10 protein-coding genes and 1 other annotated feature are annotated in these 13,667 nt (G+C 53.8%); of the genes, 5 read left to right on the top strand and 5 right to left on the bottom strand.

What is annotated here, in order from left to right; genetic code table 11:
* Positions 1–11: 11 nt before the first annotated feature.
* The 3 genes from dnaX to N7E69_RS14390 all read right to left on the bottom strand — a co-directional run bounded on the left by dnaX (position 12) and on the right by N7E69_RS14390 (position 3,135).
* On the bottom strand, positions 12–1,940 hold the full coding sequence (gene dnaX, locus N7E69_RS14400; RefSeq protein WP_000121974.1) for a DNA polymerase III subunit gamma/tau: 1,929 nt from the start codon (positions 1,938–1,940) through the stop codon (positions 12–14).
* Positions 615–679: a sequence feature (DnaX frameshifting element), on the bottom strand. Its footprint overlaps the gene before it by 65 nt.
* A gap of 113 nt (positions 1,941–2,053) precedes the next feature.
* Complete coding sequence (gene apt, locus N7E69_RS14395; RefSeq protein WP_000127350.1) at positions 2,054–2,605, bottom strand: adenine phosphoribosyltransferase; 552 nt, start codon at positions 2,603–2,605, stop codon at positions 2,054–2,056.
* Positions 2,606–2,757: 152 nt separating this feature from the next.
* Positions 2,758–3,135, bottom strand: a complete 378-nt coding sequence (locus N7E69_RS14390; RefSeq protein WP_001189860.1) for a DUF454 family protein — start codon at positions 3,133–3,135, stop codon at positions 2,758–2,760.
* A 68-nt stretch (positions 3,136–3,203) separates the two neighbouring features.
* Between N7E69_RS14390 and priC the strand changes: the two genes are divergently transcribed.
* The 3 genes from priC (at position 3,204) to N7E69_RS14375 (ending at position 4,917) form a co-directional block, all read left to right on the top strand.
* A complete protein-coding gene (gene priC / locus N7E69_RS14385; protein ID WP_001575715.1) occupies positions 3,204–3,731 on the top strand; it encodes a primosomal replication protein N'' in 528 nt (175 codons plus the stop codon).
* A 13-nt stretch (positions 3,732–3,744) separates the two neighbouring features.
* Positions 3,745–3,912 (top strand): pleiotropic regulatory protein RsmS, encoded by a 168-nt coding sequence (rsmS, locus tag N7E69_RS14380; protein WP_000051161.1) that lies wholly within the window; start codon positions 3,745–3,747, stop codon positions 3,910–3,912.
* Between the two features lie 69 nt (positions 3,913–3,981).
* Positions 3,982–4,917: an Rpn family recombination-promoting nuclease/putative transposase gene (locus N7E69_RS14375; protein WP_000440504.1), complete on the top strand. Its 936-nt coding sequence runs from the start codon at positions 3,982–3,984 to the stop codon at positions 4,915–4,917.
* A gap of 41 nt (positions 4,918–4,958) precedes the next feature.
* Here N7E69_RS14375 and mscK read toward each other — a convergent pair whose 3' ends face one another.
* The gene (gene mscK / locus N7E69_RS14370; RefSeq protein WP_000178241.1) at positions 4,959–8,321 is read right to left on the bottom strand and encodes a mechanosensitive channel MscK; all 3,363 of its coding nucleotides are present in this window, start codon (positions 8,319–8,321) and stop codon (positions 4,959–4,961) included.
* A gap of 118 nt (positions 8,322–8,439) precedes the next feature.
* The gene (gene acrR / locus N7E69_RS14365; protein ID WP_000101753.1) at positions 8,440–9,093 is read right to left on the bottom strand and encodes a multidrug efflux transporter transcriptional repressor AcrR; all 654 of its coding nucleotides are present in this window, start codon (positions 9,091–9,093) and stop codon (positions 8,440–8,442) included.
* 141 nt (positions 9,094–9,234) lie between these two features.
* Here acrR and acrA point away from each other — a divergent pair, with 141 nt between their 5' ends.
* Together acrA and acrB are read left to right on the top strand one after the other, a co-directional pair.
* Positions 9,235–10,428 (top strand): multidrug efflux RND transporter periplasmic adaptor subunit AcrA, encoded by a 1,194-nt coding sequence (gene acrA / locus N7E69_RS14360; RefSeq protein WP_001039202.1) that lies wholly within the window; start codon positions 9,235–9,237, stop codon positions 10,426–10,428.
* Between the two features lie 22 nt (positions 10,429–10,450).
* The gene (acrB, locus tag N7E69_RS14355) at positions 10,451–13,600 is read left to right on the top strand and encodes an efflux RND transporter permease AcrB (RefSeq protein WP_001132508.1); all 3,150 of its coding nucleotides are present in this window, start codon (positions 10,451–10,453) and stop codon (positions 13,598–13,600) included.
* Positions 13,601–13,667 lie beyond the last annotated feature (67 nt).

Genomic DNA, 13,667 nt, shown 5'->3' with positions numbered 1-13,667 from the left:
CAGGCTTACGATCAAATGGGGCGGATACTCTCTTCATCCAGCTCGGCGTCGAAGAATCGACGCAGCGTCTGAATGTTATTATCCGCAATAATTGACTCACGCGCTTGCGCGAGTTTCTCTTCATAAATGGCCTGACGCCATTCCAGCGGCGTACGCACCGCGGGATTATCATCTTCAACGATGGTCAGTTCAACCGTCGTTCCCGTCAGATCGCTGAGCGCTTGCGCCAGCTTTTGCTGCGCGCCGCTGGAATTGAGGTGCCGCTGCGTCGAGCGCAGATGCAGACAAACCGCGTTGCCGTTCTGTTCCTTCCAGGCATTAAGCGCCACCTGCTCCACCAGCTTAGGCAAAGAAAGCTGACTTACCTGCGCCGCCCACGGATCGCGCTCAATCGCTTCCGCCGCCAGTTTAGCCGCCAGCTCCGGCGTTTTTTCATGCTCCAGAGCTTTCTTAAGCGCTTTTGGCGTAGCCACCACTTCTTTGGTTTGTACTACCGGCGTGGTGGCCTTCCAGCGATAAGCCTCTTTCTTTACTGGCGCCGTTTCCAGCGCAGACGGCGCCGGGCGCGCCTGTACGCGCTCCGAAACCGAGGCCAGCCGCTCCAGCGCAGAGTTATTCACCGGCCGCGCGCGGGATGCGGCTGCCGGTTCACTCTTTTTTGTTTTGGTTACTCCCTGCGCGCGCTGTAGCTGATTGCGCGCCGCCAGCACCTGACTGGTAGACGCCGGCAGCGGCGCTGGCGATGTCTGCGGCGCGGGCGCCGACGACTGCTGCACCTGCGGCGGCGTCATTACCGCCGTTGGGGCCACGGGCGCAAAAGACTGCCGCGGCGTTTCAGGCTCCGGCAAGGGCATACGCGGGTGAAACGCCAGTGCACGCAGTAACGTCATTTCAACGCCCATCCGCCGGTCCGGCGCCCAGGGCAATTCTTTGCGACCAATCAACAACGTCTGATAATAGAGCTGAAGATCGCCGGGAGGCACCGTCCGGGCAAGTTCGCGCATCCGTTGCTCGATAGCCGCCATATCGCTGCCTAACGCGGCAGGCGAAAGTTGCACCATCGCAATACGGTGCAGCAGGCTAAGCATTTCGACCAGCAGCGCTTCCCATTCAATACCGCGCGCCGCCGCCTCGTTGATAAGCGACATGACGCGTTCGCCGTTAGCGTCAACCACCGCCTCGACTAATGACAAAGCCTGGTCGTCGTCCAGCGTACCGAGCATGGCGCTTACCGCCTGCGTCGAAACCTGCCCGTCGCCGCTGGCGATCGCCTGGTCAGTCAGACTTAATGCATCGCGCAGGCTGCCGTCAGCCGCACGCGATAACAACTGCAACGCGCGGGGTTCGTGAGCGATATGTTCCTCATTGAGAATATGCTCAAGCTGATGGCGAATCTGTTCAACATCCAGCGCTTTGAGATGAAACTGTAGGCAGCGCGACAAAATGGTCACCGGCAGCTTCTGCGGATCGGTGGTCGCCAGTAAAAATTTCACATGCGCTGGCGGCTCTTCAAGCGTTTTAAGTAGCGCATTAAAGCTGTGGCGCGACAGCATGTGGACTTCATCGATCAGATAGACTTTAAAGCGACCGCGCGCAGGCGCGTACTGGACATTATCCAGCAGGTCGCGGGTGTCTTCGACTTTGGTACGCGATGCGGCGTCAATCTCAATGAGATCGACAAAACGCCCTTGCTCAATTTCCCGACAGTTATCGCAAACGCCGCACGGCGTCGCGGTAATGCCGGTTTCGCAGTTCAGCCCCTTCGCCAGCAGTCGGGCGATAGAGGTTTTACCGACGCCGCGCGTGCCGGAAAAAAGATATGCGTGATGAATGCGCCCTAACGACAAGCCGTTCGCCAGTGCGGTCAGCACATGTTCCTGGCCGACGACGTCAGCAAAGGTTTGTGGGCGCCATTTTCTGGCTAAGACCTGATAACTCATTGGCAGGCTCTGAAACGCTGGAAGGTGGATTCATAGAAGGGTAATGCTAACACAACCTCGCCGATACAGCGAGGTTGTCTCTCTGGCTAAAATAGCAGTGCGAATAGCCTGAATCAATGCCCCGGAAACGGCACCAGGCTATAACAGGTAATCCCCTGCTTTTCCAGACGCTGCTCGCCGCCCAGATCGAACAAATTGATGATGAACGCCGCATCGGTGACTTTCCCGCCCAGACGACGGATCAGCTTCACGGTCGCCTCAATGGTGCCGCCAGTCGCCAGCAGATCGTCCACGACCAGCACGTTGTCGCCAGGTTTAATCGCGTCGACATGAATTTCCAGCTGATCGGTGCCGTACTCTAATTCATAGGTCTCGGCAATAGTTTCACGCGGTAATTTGCGCGGTTTACGTACCGGAACAAAACCAACGCCCAGCCCAAGCGCAACCGGCGCGCCAAACAGGAAGCCACGCGCTTCGGTGCCGACCACTTTGGTGATACCCGCATTTTTATAACGCTCAACCAACAGTTCAATACTGAGCGCGTAGGCTTTCGGGTCTTCCAGTAAGCTGGTGACATCACGGAAAAGAATGCCCGGTTTCGGGTAATCCTGAATGCTTTTGATGCTGTTTTTGAGAAACTCAAGCTGCTGTGCAGTCGCGGTCATGGATATATGCCTGCTAAGTACGGTGTTACTCACGGCGCAATACTTTTCGGTCAGGGGTAACGCTCGGTTACTCTTTGACCGCCTGCGCCTGTGCTCGAAAACGGTCGAATTTACTGGCTGTGAACGACAATTGCAACAGCGATTCGTGTGCTTCAGCGCTTTTGTTGCTTTTCATCAATCACCGGTATCCGCCACATAAAGATCAGCAGACAGGCCAAAATAACCAACAGCAGCACCCGCACCCACATCATATTCACCAGCCACAGCGAAATACCAAAGGTCAGCAATATCAACGCGATCGCTCGCGGTTTCGCTCCCGGCGGCATGGCCCGATAGCGCTGCCAGTGGCGCAGATAACCGCCAAACCATGAGCGGTATAACAACCAGGCATGGAAACGAGGCGACGAGCGGGCGAAACACCAGGCCGCCAGTAAAATGAACGGCGTTGTCGGCAACAGAGGCAAAACCACGCCCAATGTCCCTAATACTACCGCCAGCCAGCCAATGATGATTAAAATAGTACGTTGCATAATGCGAATCGTTATCAAACAGAAGGCTACTGTAGCACAGCCTGTCTTATTTTCATCGGGGTGTTGAATTGAAAACCGCTATGCTGTTACAGACGCTGGAAGAGAGGCTGGCGACGCTACGCCAACGCTGCGCGCCGCTGGCGCAACATGCGACGTTAAGCGCGCGCTTTGACCGACATCTTTTCCGTACCCGCAGTACTCTGTTGCAGGGATATCTGGAAGAGGCTGACGCCAATCTCGCCGCGTTGCGTCAGGCGGTAAAACATGAGCAACTGCCGCAAGTCGCCTGGCTGGCAGAACATCTGGCTTCGCAACTGGAGGCGATATCGCGTGAAACCGCCGCCTGGTCGCTGCGCCAGTGGGACGCCGCCGCGCCAGGGCTTGGCCGTTGGCAGCGCAGACGAATACAGCATCAGGAGTTTGAACGTCGACTACTGGCGATGACACAGGAGCGCAAAATTCGTCTGGCGCAGGCGACCGGCCTTGTCGAACAACAAACGCTGCAAAAGGAAGTCGAGATCTATGAAGGACGGCTGGCGCGTTGCCGACATGCGCTGGAGAAAATAGAAAACGTACTGGCGCGTTTAACCCGCTAACCCTGGAGAAAGTATGTCGCTTGAAAATGCCCCTGATGAAGTCAAACTGGCCGTGGATTTAATTGTGCTGCTTGAAGAGAATCGCTTACCGGCACGAACGGTGCTACGCGCGCTGGAAATAGTTATGCGAGATTATGAAAACAAGTTAAAAAGTACGGAAGACGACTCGCAAACAGAGTAATTGCCCTCTGGTTTGTCCTCGTTGTCGCTGACAGAGTGGTCGCTACAGTCAGGCAACAAGGGACAGGTCATGGAACGTCTACCCACCACGCCGCACGATGCGGTATTTCGACAAATGCTGATGCAAAAAGAGGTCGCCCGCGACTTTCTGGCTATCCACTTGCCAGAAGCCTTTCTTGCAATCTGCGATCTGGATTCACTGAAGCTGGAGTCAGGGAGTTTTGTTGAAGACAATTTACGCAGCCGCTATTCAGATATTCTCTACTCTCTGCATACCCAACACGGCCCAGGGTATGTTTACGCGCTCATTGAACATCAGAGCAAATCAGACCGGCTGATGGCTTTTCGCCTGATGCGGTACGCCATTGCCGCCATGCAGCGTCATCTGGATGCCGGTCATGATACCTTGCCGCTGGTGGTACCAATCCTCTTTTATCACGGTCCGGAAAGCCCGTGGCCCTATAGCCTTAACTGGCATAATATGTTTGTGAAACCGGATATGGCGAAGGCCTTATACAGCTGCGAATTTGCGCTGGTCGACCTGACGACAATGCCGGATAATCAGCTTTTGCAGCATCGGCGGATAGCGATGTTAGAGCTCCTGCAAAAACATATTCGTCAACGCGATTTAAGCGAACTGCTCGACCCCCTTATCACGCTTTTAACGCAGGATCATTTGACGGACACGCAGCTCAGTGTGTTGATCAACTATATGTTGAAAGCAGGAAACGCCGCAGAACCCGGGGCGCTAATTCGTCAACTGGCGCAGGGCGCGCCGCAGTATAAGGAACAACTGATGACAATAGCGGAATGGCTGGAAGAAAAAGGCCGAACGGAAGGGTTGCAAAAGGGCCTGCAAAAAGGCCTTGAGCAAGGGTTAGCACAAGGCCGAGAGGCCGAAGCGCGCGCTATTGCCCGCAAAATGCTTGCCAACGGGCTGGAACCCGGGCTCATCGCCAGCGTCACCGGCATTACGCCGGAAGAGCTTTCTACGCTGTCGCATTAGCGGCGCCGCGCGCACTCATAAAGCGCGCGGCCCACCGCCTTTTAGCTTGCCGTAGGCGCCAGATCGCCGCCGTTGAGATCGCGCTTCACTTCAGTGACTTCGTCGCCCTTCGCGTTATGCAGATGCACCTCAAGCTGGTTAAAGGCGATATTGATATCATTTTCACGGCACAGTCGATCGATCGCGCGGTTCAGTTCATCCACCGTATGGCTACGATCGCGCAATTCACGCACATACAGACGCAGTTCATGATCCAGAGTGCTGGCGCCAAAGGTGGTGAAGAATACGGCAGGTTCCGGATCGTGCATCACCTTCGGATGCTCCATCGCCGCCTGTAGCAGGACTCTTTTCACTTTCTCCAGATCCGAGCCATAAGCCACGCCAAGCCGGATCACCAGACGTGTCGTGGTATCGGAGAGGGACCAGTTAATCAGCCGCTCCGTTACGAATGCTTTGTTCGGAATGATCACTTCTTTACGATCAAAATCGGTAATAGTGGTGGCGCGAATACGAATCTTACTGACCGTGCCGGAATAGGTGCCGATCGTTACCGTATCGCCAATGCGTACCGGACGTTCGAAGAGGATGATTAAACCCGAGACAAAGTTACCGAAGATCTCCTGTAGCCCAAAACCGAGACCCACCGACAACGCCGCCGCCAGCCACTGGAGTTTATCCCACGAGACGCCGAGCGATCCGAATACTGTCATCGCGCCAACAGCGATAATGACGTAGTTAAGGATCGTGGTGATCGCATACGAAGCCCCCTGGCGCATATTCAGACGTGAAAGCACCAGCACTTCCAACAGGCCGGGTAAGTTGCGGATGAGCGCCCAGGCCACCATCGCGGCAATAATGGCGAATAGCAAGCTGCCCATCGTCACGCTTTTCACCACCGCAGCGCCAGCTTCGGAGCCGTTGTAGTGCCACAGCGTGATGCTATCAAGATAGCTGAATACGGTGATCAAATCGGACCAAATCGCCCAGAACATAACGCCGAACAGGGCAAGCATTAGCAGCATCGTGATACGTAATGTTTGCTGGTTAATCTGCTCCAACGCGATGGCGGGTTCTTCCTGTGGCTCCGCGCCTTCCGCTCCCTCTTTTACCAGGTTCTGACGACGAGCCAGCGCGCGTCGCCAGGCAATCCGGCGCGCCGCTACGCTTAACCCGCGCAGCACCGTTTGATAAAGCAGGTTCCAGATAATGACCAGATAGACGGTTTCAATCCAGCGCTCCGCCAGGCGCAGGGTGGTATAGAAATAGCCGGTCGCCGTTAATACCATTAACGCCACCGGAATAATGGAAAGAATCGTCACGGTCACCAGTCGAATGCCGTGAGATTCTTTATCGCGCCAGCTTTCCCGGCACAGTGGCCACACCAGCAATGTTATGACCAGCAGATTGAGGAAAATAACCGCCTGCCCCAGCACGTCATCCATCAGATTCAGCGGCGACAACTCCGCCACCACAGACCAAAAGTGCAGCGGCAGCAATGCGAGGCTAATGCGTACAATCTGGCGACGCCAGTGGCTGGTCAACTGCGCTGGCATACCGAAATGGCGTATTGCCACGCCCTCTTTTTCCAGCACCTTCCAGCACAGCCCAAAGACCAGCCAGAACATTGCGAGCTTTTTACTAAAGGCCCAGAGCAGATCGCTGATATTTAGCTGCATGGTCAGCAGGATCAGTCCAAGCGCGAGGATAATCAGGCACACCGGCAGCGCGCGGATCAGATCGATCAGAATAGCTTTTGGCGTATTGAGCTGACTATCGTTACGCAACGCTCCCACGGCGGCGGCCAGCTTCTGTTGATACGCTTTTAACCATTTCAGACGCCAGCGGATTAAACCGGCGATGAGCAAGAGCGGCAACCCGGCCAAAAAAGCAATAAATACCGCGGGCCAGGCTTTTTGCCAGTTCACCGTGATTTTCATGGCGCTGAATTGCTCTTTTAACGTTTGGGGGAACGCTTTAAGCCAGTCCCAGTCCATAGGGCGGTTACTGTTCACCCAAAAAATCTGCTGCGTCAGAATGGCTTTCAGATTTTTCGAGACGCTCATCAACTGCTGCTGGTTAACTTGCAGGTTAATCGCCATCATCAGCTGGTTACCCAACTGTTTATTTAGCTGATCCAATAGCTCACGGCGCATCTCCACCACCTGAAGCAACGCATCATGAACTTCATCATTCACCTCGCTGGTATGCCCCTCCTCCAGCTTGTCGACAAAGGCATCGCTTTGGAATAAGGCATCACGCTGCTGGTTGATTTCAAACTGCTCCAGACGCAAATCCGCAATGCGGTTGGTCATATCTTCGAGTTCGTCGGCGGAGGGCAGGGTTTGCTGCTGTTGATAAAGAATACGCGACAGCAACAGGCTGCCTTTTAAGACGGCAATCTGTTCTTTGATATTTCTTTCCGACTGCAGCGCGCGATCGAGCCAGTTTTTTACTTTAATGTTTTGCTGCATCAACATATTGCCGTTTTCGGTCGCGACAATCAGACGCTGGCTGAGTTGATGGTTAATATCCAGTTCCTGTTTTACCAGCGGGTTCGCCTGGATACGCGCCGTTTCGTCCGGCGAAATGGCCTCCTGGGCCGTTTTTTCCGTTAGCGTAAGTCGTTTACTGTTGACCGCCTCCTGTAAAAGTTGAAGCTGATGTTCAAGGCGATTACTGTTGGCCGTCACGTAATCCCGCTGTTTTTGCAGGGTGTCCTGCAAAACGGTATTTCCTTCAAGACTCTTACGTTGCTGGTCGATCTGCGCATTAAGCAGCGCCTGTTGTGCCTGTAATAACACCTGTTGGCTGGGGCGAAGCGCGGCTTCGCCGACGTTATTGCCGTCCAGACGGTTACGGATTTGCTGTATTTGCTGTGAGGCGGTATACATGGCGTTTTGCACGCGCTCAGGCTGGGTCTGTAGCGAAACAAGCTGGCTGTTATAAGCGGCAAGATCGTTTTGCGAATTTTGCAAATCATCCAGTACCTGCGCCACGCGCAGCTCAAGCTGACGTAACGAAAGCGCACTCAGCGTTTTTCGCATTTCATCATCATTATCGACGTCGCTCAGCGCATTCAACGCAGCCGTCGCCTGACGCATTTTTTCAGGCGCCTGCGCCACCTTCTGCCGTAGCTGTACGGTCTCCTCTTTTACCCGCTCGATTTTCTCCAGCGTAGCTAACGTATCAATAAGGTCCTGCTGGACGAGCTTATCCTGGGCGGAGAGATCTTTTTGCTTATTCAGCGTATCCAGCTGGTTTTGCACATCCGCTTTTGACGGCAGGTCGCCATTCGTTTGCCCCCGGGCAAATGCCAGAGACTGACAGGACAGCAGGATAATAAGGACGCTAATTGTAATAAAAACAAAATGCTGTGAACGTTTATAAAGCTGCAACATAGTCATGAGAATGAAGTGTCTGAACCGGCAAGCAGACCGGAAATAATTGAGTCGCAAGAATATCACGCCTGTAACAAACAGAATAGCGACACAGAAAATGTCCAGGAGTTTTCCTGGAATATTATCAGGGGGAGCCGTTGAACGTCGACGCGCGCAGCGTCGGACACAATTGATACATCTCCAGCAGGATCGTGACGTAGGCGCGAGCTTCTTTTTTTAAATCAAACGATTGCGGAGCAAATAACCAGTTTTCCATGAGCCCTGAAATAAAGCTGCGCATCAGTATCGCCGCACGACGAGTCAGCAGATTTTCAGGCAGCATTTTAGCATTAATACAATGTTTTAACGTTTGTTCAATCCGATCGTAACTTTCCAGACAAAGGCTACGTTGCGCCTGTTGAACCACAACCATTTCTCCGACAAACTCACATTTATGGAATATAATCTCCATCAATAAGCGGCGTCGTTCTTCTGTTACAGTAGCTTCAAGAATATGAACTAAAATTTCTCTTAATACAGATAGTGGATCGTCGGGGAATTTTGCCTGATACTCAATCTCAAGCTCACCAATATTGGATTCTGATAGCTCCCAGATCTCACTGAATAAATCCGACTTATTTTTGAAATGCCAATAGATTGCGCCGCGCGTCACGCCAGCAGCGTTCGCAATCTCCGCCAGCGAGGTTGCTGATACGCCTTGCTGCGAGAACAAACGCAGGGCCACATCCAGGATGTGTTGTCGTGTCTCCAGCGCTTGTTGTTTGGTTTTTCGTGCCATATGTCGGTGAATTTACAGGCGTTAGATTTACATACATTTATGGATGTATGTACCATAGCACGACGATAATATAAACGCAGCAATGGGTTTAAGGACCTTTGACCATTGACCAATTTGAAATCGGACACTCGAGGTTTACATATGAACAAAAACAGAGGGTTAACGCCTCTGGCGGTCGTTCTGATGCTCTCAGGCAGCTTAGCGCTAACAGGATGTGACGACAAACAGGACCAGCAAGGCGGCCAGCAGATGCCAGAAGTTGGAGTTGTCACACTAAAAACGGAACCACTGCAAATCACAACTGAACTTCCGGGTCGTACCGTTGCTTACCGTATCGCCGAAGTTCGCCCACAGGTAAGCGGCATTATCCTGAAGCGTAATTTCGTTGAGGGAAGTGATATCGAAGCGGGAGTCTCTCTCTATCAGATTGATCCTGCGACCTACCAGGCGACTTACGACAGCGCTAAGGGCGATCTGGCAAAAGCGCAGGCCGCCGCGAATATCGCTGAACTGACGGTGAAGCGTTATCAAAAGCTGCTGGGTACGCAGTACATCAGTAAGCAGGAATACGATCAGGCGCTGGCTGACGCGCAACAAGCGACTGCCGCCGTTGTCGCAGCAAAAGCCGCCGTTGAAACCGCACGTATCAACCTGGCGTATACCAAAGTCACCTCGCCGATTAGCGGTCGTATTGGTAAGTCGTCCGTAACGGAAGGCGCGCTGGTACAGAACGGTCAGGCGTCGGCGCTGGCGACAGTGCAGCAGCTGGACCCTATTTATGTCGATGTGACCCAGTCCAGCAATGACTTCCTGCGCCTGAAGCAGGAGCTGGCAAATGGTTCGCTGAAACAGGAAAACGGCAAAGCGAAGGTCGATCTGGTGACCAGCGACGGTATCAAATTCCCGCAGTCCGGTACGCTTGAGTTCTCCGACGTGACCGTTGACCAAACCACCGGGTCTATTACTTTGCGCGCCATCTTCCCTAACCCGGATCACACCTTATTGCCAGGAATGTTCGTTCGCGCACGTCTGCAGGAAGGGACAAAACCGACGGCATTACTGGTTCCACAACAGGGCGTTACCCGTACTCCACGCGGCGATGCCACGGTGCTGGTGGTTGGCGCTGATAACAAAGTGGAAACCCGCCAAATCGTCGCAAGCCAGGCGATCGGCGATAAGTGGCTGGTGACTGACGGGTTGAAAGCGGGCGACCGCGTAGTCGTCAGCGGGCTGCAAAAAGTACGTCCTGGCGCACAGGTTAAAGTGCAGGAAATTACCGCGGATAACAAACAGCAAGCCGCAAGCGGTGATCAACCTGCTCAGCCCAGGTCTTAACTTAAACAGGAGCCGTTAAGACATGCCTAATTTCTTTATCGATCGCCCTATATTTGCGTGGGTGATCGCCATCATCATCATGTTGGCAGGGGGGCTCGCGATCCTCAAATTGCCGGTAGCGCAATATCCGACGATTGCGCCACCAGCAGTGACGATCTCCGCAACCTACCCTGGCGCTGATGCGAAAACGGTACAGGATACCGTCACGCAGGTTATCGAACAGAATATGAACGGTATCGATAACCTGATGTATATGTCCTCCAACAGTGACTCTACGGGGACCGTGCAGATCACGCTGACCTTTGAATCCGGCACCGATGCGGATATCGCGCAGGTTCAGGTTCAGAACAAGTTGCAACTGGCAATGCCTTTACTTCCCCAGGAAGTACAGCAACAGGGCGTGAGCGTTGAGAAGTCCTCAAGTAGCTTCCTGATGGTAGTGGGCGTCATTAACACCGACGGCACCATGACCCAGGAGGATATTTCGGATTACGTTGCCGCCAATATGAAAGATCCGATCAGCCGTACCTCTGGGGTGGGCGACGTTCAGCTGTTTGGTTCGCAGTATGCGATGCGTATCTGGATGAATCCGACAGAGCTGACCAAATACCAACTGACGCCGGTCGACGTGATTAACGCGATCAAAGCGCAGAACGCCCAGGTCGCGGCAGGTCAGCTCGGTGGTACGCCGCCGGTAAAAGGCCAGCAGCTTAACGCATCGATTATTGCCCAAACGCGTCTGACCTCAACGGATGAGTTTGGCAAAATCCTGCTGAAAGTGAATCAGGATGGCTCCCAGGTTCGTCTGCGGGATGTAGCGAAAATTGAGCTTGGCGGCGAGAACTACGACGTCATCGCGAAATTTAACGGTCAGCCAGCGTCAGGTCTTGGCATCAAACTGGCTACCGGCGCCAACGCGCTGGATACCGCTACCGCTATTCGCGCCGAACTGAAAAAAATGGAACCGTTCTTCCCGCCAGGGATGAAAATCGTCTACCCGTATGACACCACGCCGTTCGTGAAGATCTCTATTCATGAAGTGGTAAAAACGCTGGTCGAAGCGATTATCCTCGTGTTCCTGGTGATGTACCTGTTCCTGCAGAACTTCCGCGCGACGTTGATTCCGACTATTGCGGTTCCGGTGGTGTTGTTGGGAACCTTTGCCGTGCTTGCGGCATTCGGTTTCTCGATAAACACGCTGACGATGTTCGGGATGGTGCTCGCCATCGGCTTGCTGGTGGATGACGCCATCGTGGTGGTCGAGAACGTCGAACGTGTTATGACGGAAGAAGGCCTTCCGCCGAAGGAAGCGACGCGCAAATCCATGGGCCAGATTCAGGGCGCATTGGTGGGTATCGCGATGGTACTGTCGGCGGTATTTATTCCGATGGCCTTCTTTGGCGGCTCAACCGGGGCAATTTATCGTCAGTTCTCTATCACCATCGTATCGGCGATGGCGCTGTCGGTGCTGGTCGCGCTGATCCTGACGCCTGCGCTGTGCGCGACGATGCTCAAACCCGTCGCCAAAGGCGATCATGGCGAAGGGAAAAAAGGCTTTTTCGGCTGGTTTAACCGCCTGTTTGATAAGAGCACGCATCACTACACCGATAGCGTAGGCAATATTCTGCGCAGCACCGGGCGTTATCTGCTGCTCTATCTCATTATCGTCGTCGGTATGGCTTATCTGTTCGTTCGTCTGCCAAGCTCTTTCTTGCCGGATGAAGACCAGGGCGTATTCCTGACAATGGTCCAGCTCCCCGCCGGCGCGACGCAAGAGCGCACGCAAAAAGTGCTGGATGAGGTCACGGATTACTATCTGAACAAAGAGAAAGCCAACGTTGAATCGGTATTCGCCGTCAACGGCTTCGGTTTTGCAGGGCGCGGTCAGAATACCGGTATTGCATTCGTGTCGTTGAAAGACTGGGCCGATCGTCCAGGCGAAAAAAACAAGGTTGAAGCGATTACCCAGCGGGCAACCGCAGCGTTTTCACAAATTAAAGATGCGATGGTCTTCGCCTTTAACCTACCGGCGATTGTTGAACTGGGCACCGCAACCGGGTTTGACTTCGAGTTGATTGACCAGGCGGGACTTGGTCATGAAAAACTCACCCAGGCACGTAATCAGTTGTTCGGCGAGGTGGCGAAATATCCTGATCTGCTGGTCGGCGTTCGACCTAACGGTCTGGAAGATACGCCGCAGTTTAAAATCGATATCGACCAGGAAAAAGCTCAGGCGCTGGGCGTGTCTATTAGCGACATTAATACCACACTGGGCGCAGCATGGGGCGGCAGCTATGTAAACGACTTTATCGATCGCGGTCGTGTGAAGAAAGTTTACGTGATGTCCGAAGCGAAATACCGCATGTTGCCGGATGATATTAACGACTGGTACGTTCGTGGTAGCGATGGTCAGATGGTGCCGTTCTCCGCATTCTCCTCTTCCCGCTGGGAATATGGTTCGCCGCGTCTGGAACGCTATAACGGTCTGCCTTCGATGGAAATTCTGGGTCAGGCGGCGCCAGGCAAGAGTACTGGTGAAGCGATGGCGATGATGGAGGAACTGGCCAGCAAGCTGCCGTCAGGCATTGGATATGACTGGACCGGGATGTCCTACCAGGAGCGGTTGTCCGGCAACCAGGCCCCTGCCCTGTATGCTATCTCGCTGATCGTCGTCTTCCTGTGTCTGGCGGCATTGTATGAGAGCTGGTCTATCCCGTTCTCCGTAATGCTGGTTGTTCCGCTTGGGGTTATCGGCGCGCTGCTGGCTGCGACCTTCCGCGGACTGACTAACGACGTTTACTTCCAGGTGGGCCTGCTCACAACCATTGGGTTGTCGGCGAAGAACGCGATACTTATCGTCGAATTCGCCAAAGACTTAATGGATAAAGAAGGGAAAGGTCTGGTAGAAGCGACGCTGGAGGCCGTTCGGATGCGTTTGCGCCCGATTCTGATGACCTCGTTAGCGTTCATGCTGGGGGTTATGCCGCTGGTTATCAGTTCCGGCGCGGGTTCCGGCGCGCAGAATGCGGTAGGTACTGGCGTACTGGGCGGGATGGTAACGGCAACCGTACTGGCTATTTTCTTCGTACCGGTCTTCTTCGTGGTGGTACGCCGCCGCTTTAGCCGTAAAAGCGAAGATATTGAGCATAGTCATTCGACAGAACATCGCTGATTTGCTCACTGTTGATAAGGCCGCGCAAGCGGCCTTTTTTACGCAAAAATCATAAAATACGCTTATT

Source organism: Salmonella sp. 3C (genome assembly GCF_025426275.1).
Taxonomy (GTDB): domain Bacteria; phylum Pseudomonadota; class Gammaproteobacteria; order Enterobacterales; family Enterobacteriaceae; genus Salmonella; species Salmonella enterica.
Note: the sequence above shows the minus strand (reverse complement) of the source record. Positions and strands in the feature narration are given on the sequence as shown.